This window comes from Sphingomonas citricola (assembly GCF_019429535.1).
GTDB lineage: Bacteria > Pseudomonadota > Alphaproteobacteria > Sphingomonadales > Sphingomonadaceae > Sphingomonas > Sphingomonas citricola.
Window position 1 is genome coordinate 241,932 of the sequence record NZ_JAHXZM010000001.1, and the last position, 12,668, is coordinate 254,599.

Below are 12,668 nucleotides of genomic sequence, written 5' to 3' on the forward strand. Positions count from 1 at the left end.
TCCCCGCGACATGACACGGGGAAGGGGAGGACGGGCACATGGCCGCAGCAACGATCGACGGCGAAGAAGCGCCAAGCCACGACGACATCCGGCTGGTCATCTCGGCCTCCGCACTCGGCACCGTGTTCGAATGGTACGACTTCTTCATCTACGGCACGCTCGCCGCGTCGGGGATCATCGGTCGCGCCTTCTTCCCGGCCGGCAACGAGACGGTGCAGACGCTGCTCGCCTGGGCGGGCTTCGCGGTCGGCTTCGGCTTTCGCCCGCTCGGCGCGGCGCTGTTCGGCTATCTGGGCGACCGGCTCGGGCGCAAGTATACCTTCCTCGTCACCATCACGCTGATGGGTATCGCGACTGCCGGGGTCGGGCTGACCCCGTCCGCCGCCTCGATCGGTTACGCCGCGCCCGCGATCGTGCTGCTCCTGCGCATCGCGCAGGGGCTCGCGCTCGGCGGCGAATATGGTGGGGCCGCAATCTACGTCGCGGAGCATTCGCCGCCGGGTCGCTCGGGCTTCTACACCAGCTTCATCCAGGCGGGCGTCGTCGGCGGGTTCATCCTCAGCCTGGCGGTGATCCTGTTGTTCAAGGCGCTCGTCCCCGGCGCGGCGTGGGAAGCGTGGGGCTGGCGACTGCCGTTCCTTTTCTCGCTCCTGCTCCTCGCGATCTCGCTGTGGATGCGCCTCAAGCTGTCGGAAAGCCCCGTCTTCCAGAAGATGCGCGCCGCGGGCGAACGCGCGGTCAATCCCTTGAAGGAGAGCTTCACCTACCCCGGCAACATCCGCCGCATGATCGTCGCGCTGTTCGGGATCGCCGCCGGGCTGACCGTGATCTGGTATACCGCGATGTTCACCGTGCTGTCGTTCCTGCAGACGACGATGCGGGTCGAGGAGACGACCGCGCAGCTCATCACCGGCTTCGGCGTGCTGATGGGGACGGGGTGGTTCCTGCTGTTCGGCCACATCAGCGACCGCGTCGGTCGCAAGAAGCCGATCGTCCTCGGCTACGTCCTGACGCTCGCGCTGCTGTTCCCGATCTTCTGGACGATCGGTGCCGCCGCCAACCCCGGCCTCGCCCGCGCGGCGGAGGCGAACCCGGTCGTCGTTGCCGGCGCCGACTGCCGCTACAGCCCGTTCGACAAGCAGCAGGCGACGCCGTGCGGCGCGTTGCTCGATACGCTATCGAAGAAGGGCGTGCCCTATACCACGCAAGCCGCCGCGCAGACCCGCGTCACGATCGGCAATGCGGTGGTGGTCGACACCTCACCGGCTGGGCTCGACGCCGCCCTCGCGCGCGGCGGGTACGATCTCGCCAAGGTGACGCCGTCCGCCGCCAACATCGCGCTGATCCTGCTCGCGATCCTCGCCATGTCGATGCTGTCGGGGATCACCTACGGCCCCGTCGCCGCATTGCTCGCCGAGATGTTCCCGCCCGCGATCCGCTACTCGTCGCTGTCGATCCCCTACCACCTCGGCACCGGGTATTTCGGCGGCTTCCTGCCCTTCATCAGCCAGTACATCGTCGCCAAGACCGGCGACCCATATGCCGGGCTCTGGTACACCTGGGGCGTCACGCTGCTGGCGCTGATCGTCACGATGATCGGCCTGAAGGAAACTCGCCCCACCGACACGGGCGTTCCCGACGCGGTGGCGTGATCGCCCGCGAGGGGGTAGGGGCGCGCGGATGATCGATCTCTGCCGCCCCCGTCTGTCATGAACGCGCCGCACCGCCTCGCACTCGATGGCGCCGCGCTGGCGGCGAACTGGCAGGCACTCGCGCGGCTGAGCGGCACCGCCGCGTGCGGTGCGGCGGTCAAGGCCGACGGCTACGGTCTCGGCGCACGCGCGGTCGTCACGCGGCTGCTCGCCGCGGGCTGCCGCGACTTCTTCGTATCGTCGTGGAACGAGGCGCGGGCGCTCGCCGACCTGGACTTCGCGAGCGCCGGCGCGACGCTGTCGGTCCTCCACGGGGTCCGCGACGAGGACATGGCGGCGGCGCGTGAGCTGGGCGCGCGCCCGGTGCTTAACACGCCCGCGCAGGTGCAGCGCTGGCGCGCCGCCGGCGGCTGGCCGTGCGACGTGATGGTCGATACCGGCATGAACCGCCTCGGTGTCTCCGCCGCCGACATCGCCGCCGGACTGCTCGACGGGGTCGTGGTCGACACGCTGATGAGCCATCTCGCCTGCGCCGACGAGGCGAGCGCGATGAATGAACGCCAGCGTGACCGCTTCGCGGCACTCGCCGGCCGGACGCGCGCGAAGCGGATGAGCCTTGCCAATTCGGCCGGCATCACGCTCGGGCGTGAATACCATTTCGACCTGACCCGGCCCGGCCTCGCGCTCTACGGCGGTCTCCCGGTCGTGACGCTCGGCGACGCGATCCGCCCGGTGGTGCGGATCGAGGCCGAGGTACTGCAACGCCGCACCGTCGCCGTGGGCGAGAGCGTTGGCTACAACGCCACTTGGGTGGCGCGGGCCGAAACCGCGGTCGCGATCGTCAATCTGGGCTACGCCGACGGCTATTGGCGCGGCTTCTCCGATACCGGAACCGCGTTCGCCGCGAACGTCGCACTGCCGGTCATCGGGCGCGCGTCGATGGACCTCTCCGATACCGGAACCGCGTTCGCCGCGAACGTCGCACTGCCGGTCATCGGGCGCGTGTCGATGGACCTCGTCGCGCTCGATGTCAGCCACGCCGATGTAGCAGAAGGCGACTGGGTCGCGTTCGACGCCGACCTGCCGCGCGCCGCCGCCGCGTCGGGAATGAGCCAGTACGAACTGGTGACGGGGCTCGGACAGCGCTTCGACCGCCGCTGGCGCGACTGATGGACGCGCAGATGCTGCGCAGCATGGCGGCGACCACGCTGCAACGCCGCGTACGTGTTGCAGCGCGGCAGCGGGTACGTTAGCCTCGCGCAACAAGCTGAAAAGGCGAGGCGAGGATGAAAAAGCAGCGTACCGACGGCACCGTGATCATCAAGAAATACGCCAATCGCCGGCTCTACAATACCGAGAGTTCGTCCTACATCACGCTCGATCACCTCGCCGCGATGACGCGCGCGGGACGCGACTTCAAAGTGCTCGACGCCAAGACCGACGAGGACATCACGCACAACGTCCTGACGCAGATCATCATGGAAGAGGAAAGCCGCGGGCAGACGATGCTGCCGGTGCCGTTCCTGCGTCAGTTGATCGCGCTGTACGGCGATTCGATGCAGGCGATGGTGCCCGGTTATCTCGAAGCATCGATGGACAGCTTCCATCGCAACCAGGCCGAATTCAAGACCGCGGTCGAGGGCGCCTTCGCAGGATCGCCCTTCGCCGAAATCGCGAAGCGCAACATGGAGATGTTCGAGGCGGCGGCGAACGCGTTCACTGCGCCCGTCGCCAAGCAGGCCTCGTCGACCACGAAGGACGACGAGATTGCGGCACTCAAGGCCGAACTCGCCAAACTTCAGGACAAGGTCGAGAAGCTGGTGCGGTGAGCAGCGCCGCGGCGCTGCCCACCGGCGCGCGGCTCAGCGTGGCTTGACGAAGCGCAGCGTCATGCGATCGCTCTCGCCGATCGCGGCATATTTCGCGCGGTCGGTATCACCGCCGGCATAGGTCGGCGGCAGCGTCCAGACGCCCTTGGGGTAATCCGCCGTATCCTTGGGGTTCGCGTTGACCTCGGACGACTCCGCCAGCTTGAACCCGGCCTGTTCCGCCAATTGACGGACCGTCGCGACCTTCAGATACCCGCTCTCGCGTTCGCGCGCGGTGTCCGCGCTCGCGGGCAGGCGGTGGTCGACGATGCCGAGCGTACCGCCAGGCTTGAGCATCGCGTACCACGCCTTGAACACGTTGGCCGCGGTTGCGCCGCCCGCCATCGTCAGATTGTGGACGTTACGAAACGTGAGCACGACATCCTGGCTGTTCGCCGGCACCGTCGACGTGCCCGCCGCGGGGTCGAGCGTCGCCACCGTGCCGGTCAGTTTTTTGGTCGCGAGCATCGCGCGCGCGCCGTCCGTCGCCTTCGCCGATCCGACCAGCGCGGTGTAGCTGCCGCCACGCGCGGGGATGCGCGCCAGGATCTGGCTGTACCAACCCCCGCTCGGATTGTACTCGACCACCTTCTTCGCCGGCGTCACGCCGAAAAAGGCGAGTGTCTCGGCCGGGTGACGATAGCGGTCGCGCGCGCGGTCGGCTTCGCTGCGCGACGGATCGGCGATCGCGCGCGCAACCGCGGGGTCGGGCCGGGGCGCGGCGGCATGAACGCCCGCGGCGAGTGCGAGCACGGCGGGGATGGCGAGAAGCGTTGGACGGGGCATCGGACCTCCTGTGATGATGGGCTAGGCTGGACGAGTGATGGGCGCGGCACAAGTATGGAGCGATGCAAGCGGCACGCAACTGACCGCCGCCGGCGTCGCGATCGCCTCCGTCCTCGTCGCACTGTTCGCGGCCTGGCGGGAGCGTCGCAGCGCCCGCCGCACCGACCCGGATGCGGTCGGGTTGCTCGACTGGCGCGGCGTGCAGATGTTCGCGCTGATCACGCTGGCGGTGTCATTGATGCTGATTGCGAAGGGCTGACCCGCCGGGACGTGCTTGCGCCTGACCTGAACGCGGCGATCGACGGGGATCAGTAGAAGCTGGCGAGCGTCAGTCGTCGCTCGGTTCCGTCGCACAATGTCAGCGCGACGGTACGCCCCGGCGGCCCCGCGCTCCAGCGCGCGAGCGGGCTCGTCGGATAGGCGGGCGTGACCGCCTCGCCCTCGACGCGGCAGATCGTCTCGCCATCGCGCCACTTGGCTGCCGCGGCGGGGCCGCCGCGCATGACGTGCAACACCTTCAGACGATCGCGCGCGATGCCCAGCAGCAGCCCGCTGGTCGATCGCAGCGGCGGCTTGTCCGCGTCGGGACCTGGCGCGAGCAGCATCTGTCCCGCGGCGGGGTCGAGCAGCACGCGGTAGTTCTGCAGGAACCCCGATCCGATCCGGCCGGCGACGCCGATTTTGTCGGAAAAGCCGCCGCTCGGCTCGACGCGGACCTCGACGTTTCGCGCTACCGTCCTGCCGACCACCATCTGCGGCACGATCGCGACCTCGCTGACGACCGGGCCCGCGAGCCCGAACGACACGGTGGTCGTGGTCGCGCGCCTCGGCATCCGCGCGGTGTTCCACCCCGCGGCACTTAGCGTCACTGCCGAACCGTCGCCGGTGTCGACCACCATCGGGCGCAGCTCCGCGCCGCCCAGCACGACCGAGCTGACGTAGACCAGCCGCTCGGGCGCGATCGACAAGGGGGACGAGATGCCGACGAACGGCGTCCGGCCCGACCGCAGCAATCGAAAGCGTCGCTGCGCGTAATCGATGTCGAGCGCGTAGTCCGCGGTCAGGTCGCGTCCGACCAGCAGGTCGACCGCGGTCGCGCTCCCCGTCGCGGTGGCGGGAAGGTCGGCGACGGCCAGCCCGCCGCCTTCGCGCCGCAACCCGCCGATCGCGAGCGTGCGGGTCGCGATCCAGCCGACCGGCACCGATCCGCCGATCACGTCAGCCTTCGCGTCGCCGCGGACGCGCAGCCGCTGCGCGGTGGCATAGCGTTTGGCGACAACCGAGTAACTGACCCCGGTGTCGAGGATCGCCGACACCGGGCGCCCCTCCAGCGACATCGTGAAGCGGATCTGGTTGCCGGGCGTCACCTCGAACGGGATCCAGCGGTCCTCGTGGTCGGCCGACAAGGTCTGCGTGCCGGCGGGCAGCGACGAGGCAGGCGCCGCAGCGGCGGCGAGCAGGGCGAGTATGAACGACACGCCGCGGGTGTAGCGCGGCCCGGCGCGTCGCAACACGACTGATTTATGTCATGACCGGCCCGTGCCTTCGAAGGGCAGGGGCCGATGGCCCGGGCGCGCTTACAGGCAGGCCTCGAGGAACGCCTGATCGAACCCGAACTGCTTGGCCTTGTCGATCGTGTACGGGCGCAACCCCATCGCACGATACTCACCGATGATCTTCCCGTCGGCGCTCTCGTCCAGATACTCGAACTTGAACAATTCCTGCGTCACGATCACCGGGCCCTCCATCCCGATCACCTCGGTGATGTTGGTGACGCGGCGGGAACCGTCGCGCAGGCGCTTCACCTGGATGATCATGTCGACCGAGTCGGCGATCTGGCGGCTGATCGCCTCCTTCGGCACCTTGATGTCCGACATCATCACCATGTTCTCCATACGCGCCAGCGCCTCGCGCGGGGAGTTGGAGTGGAGCGTGCACATCGATCCGTCGTGGCCCGTGTTCATCGCGGCGAGCATGTCGAAACACTCGCTGCCGCGGATTTCGCCGAGGATGATGCGGTCGGGGCGCATACGCAGCGCGTTCTTCACGAGGTCGCGGATGCTGATCTCGCCCTGACCCTCCAGGTTCGCCGGCCGCGTCTCGAGCGGCAGCCAGTGCGGCTGCTGCAAGCGAAGCTCGGCCGCGTCCTCGATCGTCAGCACGCGCTCGCCCGGATCGATCATCTTGGACAAGGCATTGAGCATCGTCGTCTTGCCCGAGCCGGTACCGCCCGAGATCACGACGTTGAACCGGCACGCGCCCGCGATCTTCAGCGCGGTCGCCATCTTGGTGCTCATGCTTCCGAAGCCGGCCATCATGTCGAGCGTGATCGGCTTCGCGGAGAATTTGCGGATCGAGATCGCGGTGCCCTTGAGGCTCAGCGGCGGCACGATCACGTTGACGCGGCTACCGTCCTTCAGACGCGCGTCTGCGAGCGGGCTGGTCTGGTCGACGCGGCGGCCGACCGAGTTGCAGATGCGCTGCGCGATCTGAAACAGATGCTCCTCGTCGCGGAACTGGATCTGCGCGAGTTCCAGCTTGCCCTTGCGCTCAACGAAGGTCTGGTCGGGACCATTGACCATGATGTCGCTGATGTCGGCATCGGCGAGCAATTCCTCGAGCGGCCCCAAACCAAGCAGTTCGTCGACCAGCACCTTCTCCAGCGCGAACTGCTCGCGCCGGTTGAGCGTCAGGCGCAGCTCGGCCAGCACCTCGCCGATGATCGGGCGAAATTCCTCCGCCAACTCGTCCTTGCCCAGCGTCGCCGCCGCCTCGGGGTCGACGCGTTCGAGCAGGCGCGGCAGCACCTGTTCCTTGATGCGGTGGATCGATGCCTCGAATCCTTCGACGCGGCTCGACCCCGATTCCGCCGACGCCGCCTGACGATCGGCCAGCCGCTGCATCGCGTCCATCTGCGATGCCGGCACCAGCGATGGATCCTCGCCCGCCGCCTGCAACGTGTCGAGCGGCGGGAATTGTTCGCCCGCGGGGTCGGGCTTCTGGAAGCCGCCGCCCTGCATCGGCCGCGCCACACCGAAGCCGGGCCGCGCGCCTGCGCCACCGATGTTGTTACGACGCCCGAACGCGTTCATTCACCACGATCCTTACGGTTCCTTGACCGTGGCCTAGCGTGGCAAGGCTTGCGATTTACCTAATGGGGTGTTCGGCATGCTCACGCCCGCGTCGGCCTTGAGCAGACATGCGCGATCGGGTGCACCCGACACATGAAAACGGGATCATCTGCCGTTCATCATCGTTTCATCCGGTCACGCGTCCCCGGTTGTCAACGTCGGGGACCGATGCTACGCGCCCGCCAACCCTTGCGAGGCGCCGTTCGCGCGCCATCCGTTCGCTCGGGGAAAGACCCTTAGCGGCCAGCACCCTTGGACGCGGACACTGTTAGGCAAGGAATTCGGATCGCGTGGATAGTTCCAGCGGCACACATGGTAGCAGCATCCAGGCGAGCCTGGGCGGACGCTACGCCACCGCTTTGTTCGATCTCGCGGTCGATGCGCGCCAGGTGAACGAGGTCGAGCAGAGCCTGTCGCGCGTGCGCGACGCGCTCGACCAGTCGGCGGATTTCCGTGCGTTGACGACGTCGCCGCTGGTCGCGCGCGGCGAGGCGGCGAAGGCCGTGCTCGCGACCGCCGATGAACTCGGCGTCGATCAGACCACCAAGAACTTCCTCGGCGTCCTCGCCGAGAACCGCCGTCTGGGTGAGCTGCCCGCGATCATCCGCGCCTTCCGCCAGCTCGCCGCGCGCCACCGCGGCGAGACGACCGCCGAGGTGACCAGCGCGCACCCGCTGTCCGATGATCAGGTGACCGAATTGAAGCAGCAGCTGCGCACCCGCGTCGGCCGCGAGGTGTCGGTCGACCTGTCGGTCGATCCCGATCTGCTCGGCGGCCTCGTGGTTCGCATCGGCTCCCAGATGATCGATTCGTCGATCCGCACCCGTTTGAATGCGCTCGCCAGCGCGATGAAAGGCTGAGTAATGGACATCCGCGCCGCTGAAATCTCCCGCGTCATCAAGGATCAGATCGCCAATTTCGGTACCGAGGCCCAGGTCAGCGAGACCGGTCAGGTGCTGTCGGTCGGCGACGGCATCGCGCGCATCTACGGTCTCGACAACGTCCAGGCGGGCGAGATGGTCGAGTTTGCGAACGGCGTGCAGGGCATGGCGCTGAACCTCGAGGCCGACAACGTCGGCGTCGTGCTGTTCGGCTCGGACGCGCAGATCAAGGAAGGCGACACCGTTCGTCGCACCGGCACCATCGTCGACGTCCCCGTCGGCAAGGGTCTGCTCGGCCGCGTGGTCGACGGCCTCGGCAACCCGATCGACGGCAAGGGTCCGATCCAGGCTGAGCAGCGCAGCCGCGTCGAGGTGAAGGCGCCCGGCATCATCCCGCGCAAGTCGGTGCACGAGCCGGTGCAGACCGGTTTGAAGGCGATTGACGCGCTGGTTCCGGTCGGCCGCGGTCAGCGCGAGCTGATCATCGGTGACCGTCAGACCGGCAAGTCGGCGATCGCGATCGACACCTTCATCAATCAGAAGCAGGCGAACGCCGGCACCGACGAGTCGAAGAAGCTCTACTGCGTCTACGTCGCGATCGGCCAGAAGCGCTCGACGGTCGCGCAGCTCGTCCGCACGCTGGAGGAAAATGGCGCGATGGAATATTCCATCGTCGTCGCCGCGACCGCGTCGGACCCCGCGCCGCTCCAGTTCCTCGCGCCCTACACCGGTACCGCGATGGGTGAATATTTCCGCGACAACGGCATGCACGCCGTCATCGTGTTCGACGATCTGTCGAAGCAGGCGGTCGCCTATCGTCAGATGTCGCTGCTGCTGCGCCGTCCGCCGGGCCGCGAAGCCTATCCGGGCGATGTCTTCTATCTCCACTCGCGCCTGCTCGAGCGCGCGGCGAAGATGAACGAGGACAATGGCGCCGGATCGCTGACCGCGCTGCCGATCATCGAGACGCAGGCGGGCGACGTGTCGGCCTATATTCCAACCAACGTGATCTCGATCACCGACGGCCAGATTTTCCTTGAAACCGACCTGTTCTTCGCCGGCGTTCGCCCCGCGATCAACGTCGGCCTGTCGGTCAGCCGCGTCGGTGGCGCCGCGCAGACCAAGGCGATGAAGAAGGTGTCGGGCTCGATCAAGCTCGAGCTCGCGCAGTACCGTGAGATGGCCGCGTTCGCGCAGTTCGGCTCGGACCTCGACGCCTCGACGCAGAAGCTGCTTAACCGCGGCGCGCGCCTGACCGAGCTGCTCAAGCAGCCGCAGTTCAACCCGATGCCTTTCGAGGAGCAGACCGTGTCGATCTACGCCGGCACCAACGGCTATCTCGATCAGGTCGCGGTGCAGGACGTCGTGCGCTACGAGTCGGCGATGCTCAGCTACATGCGCGAGCAGCACGCCGACGTGCTGACCGCGATCCGCGACAGCCGTGAGCTGAGCAAGGACAGCGAGAGCAAGCTCAAGGCCGCGCTCGACTCCTACGCGAAGACCTTCGCGTAAGAAAACGGAGCCCTCTCCCCGCCGGGGAGAGGGTTGGGAGAGGGGCCGCCCGAAGCGACACGGCCCCGGTGAACGCTGATCCCGATCCGCTCGCGGTGACGGCAAGAGGAAATGAATGGCGTCTCTCAAGGCCCTCAAGATCAGGATCAACTCGGTCAAGTCGACCCAGAAGATCACCAAGGCGATGAAGATGGTCGCCGCCGCCAAACTGCGCCGCGCGCAGGAAGCGGCGATGGCCGGTCGCCCGTACGCCGAGCGGATCGAGAGCGTGGTCGCGAGCCTCGCCGCCCGCGCCGGTGGCGAAGGCGCGTCGCCGCTGCTCGCCGGCACCGGCAAGGATCAGGTACACATGCTGGTGGTCGTCACCTCCGAGCGTGGCCTGGCGGGTGCGTTCAACACCAACATCGTCCGCGCCGCGCGCCGCAAGGCCGAGGAGCTCGAAGCAGCGGGCAAGACCGTCCGCTTCTACACCGTCGGTCGCAAGGGTCGCGTGATCAAGCGCTTCTACCCGACCGGGGTCGTCGCCGACCACGACCTGTCGACGATGAAGGTCGCGCGGTTCGACGAGGCAAAGGCGATCGCCGACGATCTGCTCGCGCGCTACGCCGCCGGTGAGTTCGACGTCGCGCACCTGTTCTACGCGAAATTCCAGTCGGCGCTGGTGCAGATCCCGACCACGCAGCAGATCATCCCCGTGTCGGTGCCGACGCGTGATCCGAAGCTCGCGCCCACGCTCTCAAATGACGGCGACGCGGCGGTCGAATATGAGCCGAGCGAGGAGCAGATCCTCGCTGATCTCTTGCCACGCAACGTCGCGGTGCAGGTGTTCCGCGCGCTCTTGGAAAACGCCGCGTCGGAGCAGGGCAGCCGCATGAACGCGATGGACAATGCGACCCGCAACGCCGGCGACATGATCAATCGCCTCTCGATCCAGTACAACCGCACGCGTCAGGCCGCGATCACGACCGAGCTGGTCGAGATCATCTCCGGCGCCGAAGCGCTCTAAGCATTCAGAAGCAGGAACCAGAACATGGCCACCGTCCCCGATGCCAACATTTTTGATGATCGCCCCCATGTGTCGGGCAGCAACAATGTGGGTCGCATCAGCCAGGTGATCGGCGCGGTTGTCGACGTGTCGTTCGACAATCACCTGCCCGCGATCCTCTCGGCGCTCGAGACCGATAATAACGGCAACCGCCTCGTGCTCGAGGTCGCGCAGCACTTGGGCGAGAACACCGTTCGCACGATCGCGATGGACTCGACCGAGGGGCTGACCCGCGGTCAGAACGTGACCGACACCGGCAACCAGATCACCGTGCCGGTTGGCCCGATGACGCTCGGCCGCATCCTGAACGTCGTCGGCGAGCCGATCGACGAGCGCGGCCCGGTGCAGACTGACCTGCGCGCGCCGATCCACGCGTCGGCCCCGCTGTTCGTTGACCAGTCGACCGAGAGCGCGATCCTCGTCACCGGCATCAAGGTCATCGACTTGCTGGCTCCTTACGCGAAGGGCGGCAAGATCGGCCTGTTCGGCGGTGCAGGCGTCGGCAAGACCGTGCTGATCCAGGAGCTGATCAACAACATTGCGAAGGGTCACGGCGGCACGAGCGTTTTCGCGGGCGTGGGTGAGCGGACGCGCGAGGGCAACGACCTCTACCACGAGTTCCTCGACGCGGGCGTCATCGCCAAGGACGAGGCGGGCAATGCGATCAGCGAGGGCTCGAAGGTCGCGCTGGTATACGGCCAGATGAACGAGCCGCCGGGCGCCCGCGCACGCGTCGCGCTCTCGGGCCTCGCGATCGCCGAATACTTCCGCGACCAGGAGGGCCAGGACGTGCTCTTCTTCGTCGACAACATCTTCCGCTTCACGCAGGCGGGTGCAGAGGTGTCGGCGCTGCTCGGCCGCATCCCGTCGGCGGTGGGCTATCAGCCGACGCTGTCGACCGACATGGGCGCGCTGCAGGAGCGGATTACCTCGACCAACAAGGGGTCGATCACCTCGGTGCAGGCCGTCTACGTTCCCGCGGACGATCTGACCGATCCGGCGCCGGCGACCTCGTTCGCGCACTTGGACGCGACCACCGTGCTCAACCGCGCGATCTCGGAGCTGGGCATCTATCCGGCGGTCGACCCTCTCGACTCGACCAGCCGCGTGCTCGAGCCGCGCACGGTCGGCCAGGATCACTACGAGACCGCTCGCGCGGTGCAGGCGACCCTGCAGAAGTACAAGTCGCTGCAGGACATCATCGCCATCCTCGGCATGGACGAATTGTCCGAAGAGGATAAGCTGACCGTCAGCCGCGCGCGCAAGATCCAGCGCTTCCTCAGCCAGCCGTTCCACGTCGCCGAGGTGTTCACCAACATTCCGGGCAAGTTCGTCCAGCTCGACGACACGATCCGCTCGTTCAAGGCGGTCGTGAACGGCGAATACGACCACCTGCCCGAGGCGGCGTTCTACATGGTCGGCGGCATCGACGAAGTCGTCGCCAAGGCCGAGAAGCTGGCGCAGGACGCGTAATGGCGCTGCACTTCGAACTGGTCACGCCCGAGCGCCTCGTGCGCTCGGACGAGGTCTACATGGTGACCGTGCCGGGCACCGAAGGCGACTTCGCCGTGCTTGAAGGACACGCGCCGCTGATGGCGACGATCCGTGACGGCAACGTGCTGGTACAGAAGACGGCGGGCGCGGCCCCTGAGACGATTGCGATCCGCGGTGGTCTGGCCGAGGTCAATGCGCGCGGCTTGACCGTGCTCGCCGAACACGCCGACTGATCCTGGGATAGCGGGTCTGCGACAACGCGGTCCGCTATCCTAGCCTGCGGTCAAAGTTGAGACCGC

General features: G+C 67.3%; 12 protein-coding genes. 9 read left to right on the forward strand and 3 right to left on the reverse strand.

The features are described from left to right. Window positions 1–38 precede the first annotated feature (38 nt). The 3 genes from KZ810_RS01120 to phaR all read left to right on the forward strand — a co-directional run bounded on the left by KZ810_RS01120 (window position 39) and on the right by phaR (window position 3,481). The gene (locus tag KZ810_RS01120) at window positions 39–1,652 is read left to right on the forward strand and encodes an MFS transporter (RefSeq protein WP_219767170.1); all 1,614 of its coding nucleotides are present in this window, start codon (window positions 39–41) and stop codon (window positions 1,650–1,652) included. A 57-nt stretch (window positions 1,653–1,709) separates the two neighbouring features. Then, window positions 1,710–2,822 (forward strand): alanine racemase, encoded by a 1,113-nt coding sequence (locus KZ810_RS01125; RefSeq protein ID WP_219767171.1) that lies wholly within the window; start codon window positions 1,710–1,712, stop codon window positions 2,820–2,822. A gap of 116 nt (window positions 2,823–2,938) precedes the next feature. After that, on the forward strand, window positions 2,939–3,481 hold the full coding sequence (phaR, locus tag KZ810_RS01130) for a polyhydroxyalkanoate synthesis repressor PhaR (RefSeq protein WP_219767172.1): 543 nt from the start codon (window positions 2,939–2,941) through the stop codon (window positions 3,479–3,481). A 33-nt stretch (window positions 3,482–3,514) separates the two neighbouring features. On the opposite strand, the gene KZ810_RS01135 is transcribed toward phaR, so the two are convergent. After that, window positions 3,515–4,306, reverse strand: coding sequence for a class I SAM-dependent methyltransferase (locus KZ810_RS01135; RefSeq protein WP_219767173.1), 792 nt, complete (start codon window positions 4,304–4,306; stop codon window positions 3,515–3,517). A 37-nt stretch (window positions 4,307–4,343) separates the two neighbouring features. Here KZ810_RS01135 and KZ810_RS01140 point away from each other — a divergent pair, with 37 nt between their 5' ends. Further along, entirely contained in the window at window positions 4,344–4,565 is a 222-nt protein-coding gene (locus KZ810_RS01140; RefSeq protein WP_219767174.1) for a hypothetical protein, read from the forward strand. 49 nt (window positions 4,566–4,614) lie between these two features. On the opposite strand, the gene KZ810_RS01145 is transcribed toward KZ810_RS01140, so the two are convergent. Together KZ810_RS01145 and KZ810_RS01150 are read right to left on the reverse strand one after the other, a co-directional pair. Beyond that, a complete protein-coding gene (locus KZ810_RS01145; protein ID WP_308461456.1) occupies window positions 4,615–5,820 on the reverse strand; it encodes an aspartyl protease family protein in 1,206 nt (401 codons plus the stop codon). A gap of 63 nt (window positions 5,821–5,883) precedes the next feature. After that, complete coding sequence (locus KZ810_RS01150) at window positions 5,884–7,398, reverse strand: TadA family conjugal transfer-associated ATPase (RefSeq protein WP_219767175.1); 1,515 nt, start codon at window positions 7,396–7,398, stop codon at window positions 5,884–5,886. A gap of 329 nt (window positions 7,399–7,727) precedes the next feature. Between KZ810_RS01150 and KZ810_RS01155 the strand changes: the two genes are divergently transcribed. The 5 genes from KZ810_RS01155 (at window position 7,728) to KZ810_RS01175 (ending at window position 12,602) form a co-directional block, all read left to right on the forward strand. Next, the gene (locus KZ810_RS01155; protein WP_308461457.1) at window positions 7,728–8,297 is read left to right on the forward strand and encodes a F0F1 ATP synthase subunit delta; all 570 of its coding nucleotides are present in this window, start codon (window positions 7,728–7,730) and stop codon (window positions 8,295–8,297) included. A 3-nt stretch (window positions 8,298–8,300) separates the two neighbouring features. Then, on the forward strand, window positions 8,301–9,830 hold the full coding sequence (gene atpA / locus KZ810_RS01160) for a F0F1 ATP synthase subunit alpha (protein WP_219767176.1): 1,530 nt from the start codon (window positions 8,301–8,303) through the stop codon (window positions 9,828–9,830). Between the two features lie 115 nt (window positions 9,831–9,945). Continuing rightward, window positions 9,946–10,836, forward strand: coding sequence for a F0F1 ATP synthase subunit gamma (locus KZ810_RS01165; protein ID WP_174193372.1), 891 nt, complete (start codon window positions 9,946–9,948; stop codon window positions 10,834–10,836). 24 nt (window positions 10,837–10,860) lie between these two features. After that, entirely contained in the window at window positions 10,861–12,348 is a 1,488-nt protein-coding gene (gene atpD, locus KZ810_RS01170; protein ID WP_219767177.1) for a F0F1 ATP synthase subunit beta, read from the forward strand. Further along, on the forward strand, window positions 12,348–12,602 hold the full coding sequence (locus KZ810_RS01175; RefSeq protein ID WP_219767178.1) for an ATP synthase F1 subunit epsilon: 255 nt from the start codon (window positions 12,348–12,350) through the stop codon (window positions 12,600–12,602). Before atpD ends, KZ810_RS01175 begins: the two co-directional genes overlap by 1 nt. The last annotated feature ends 66 nt before the right edge of the window (window positions 12,603–12,668 follow it).

Excerpts from the sequence above, each read along its gene's own strand:
- KZ810_RS01125 (WP_219767171.1), top strand. The coding sequence starts at position 1,710 with ATGAACGCGCCGCACCGCCTCGCACTCGATGGCGCCGCGCTGGCGGCG.
- atpD (WP_219767177.1), top strand. The coding sequence starts at position 10,861 with ATGGCCACCGTCCCCGATGCCAACATTTTTGATGATCGCCCCCATGTG.
- KZ810_RS01135 (WP_219767173.1), bottom strand. The coding sequence starts at position 4,306 with ATGCCCCGTCCAACGCTTCTCGCCATCCCCGCCGTGCTCGCACTCGCC.
- KZ810_RS01120 (WP_219767170.1), top strand. The coding sequence starts at position 39 with ATGGCCGCAGCAACGATCGACGGCGAAGAAGCGCCAAGCCACGACGAC.
- KZ810_RS01150 (WP_219767175.1), bottom strand. The coding sequence starts at position 7,398 with ATGAACGCGTTCGGGCGTCGTAACAACATCGGTGGCGCAGGCGCGCGG.
- KZ810_RS01165 (WP_174193372.1), top strand. The coding sequence starts at position 9,946 with ATGGCGTCTCTCAAGGCCCTCAAGATCAGGATCAACTCGGTCAAGTCG.
- KZ810_RS01175 (WP_219767178.1), top strand. The coding sequence starts at position 12,348 with ATGGCGCTGCACTTCGAACTGGTCACGCCCGAGCGCCTCGTGCGCTCG.
- atpA (WP_219767176.1), top strand. The coding sequence starts at position 8,301 with ATGGACATCCGCGCCGCTGAAATCTCCCGCGTCATCAAGGATCAGATC.
- KZ810_RS01140 (WP_219767174.1), top strand. The coding sequence starts at position 4,344 with ATGGGCGCGGCACAAGTATGGAGCGATGCAAGCGGCACGCAACTGACC.
- phaR (WP_219767172.1), top strand. The coding sequence starts at position 2,939 with ATGAAAAAGCAGCGTACCGACGGCACCGTGATCATCAAGAAATACGCC.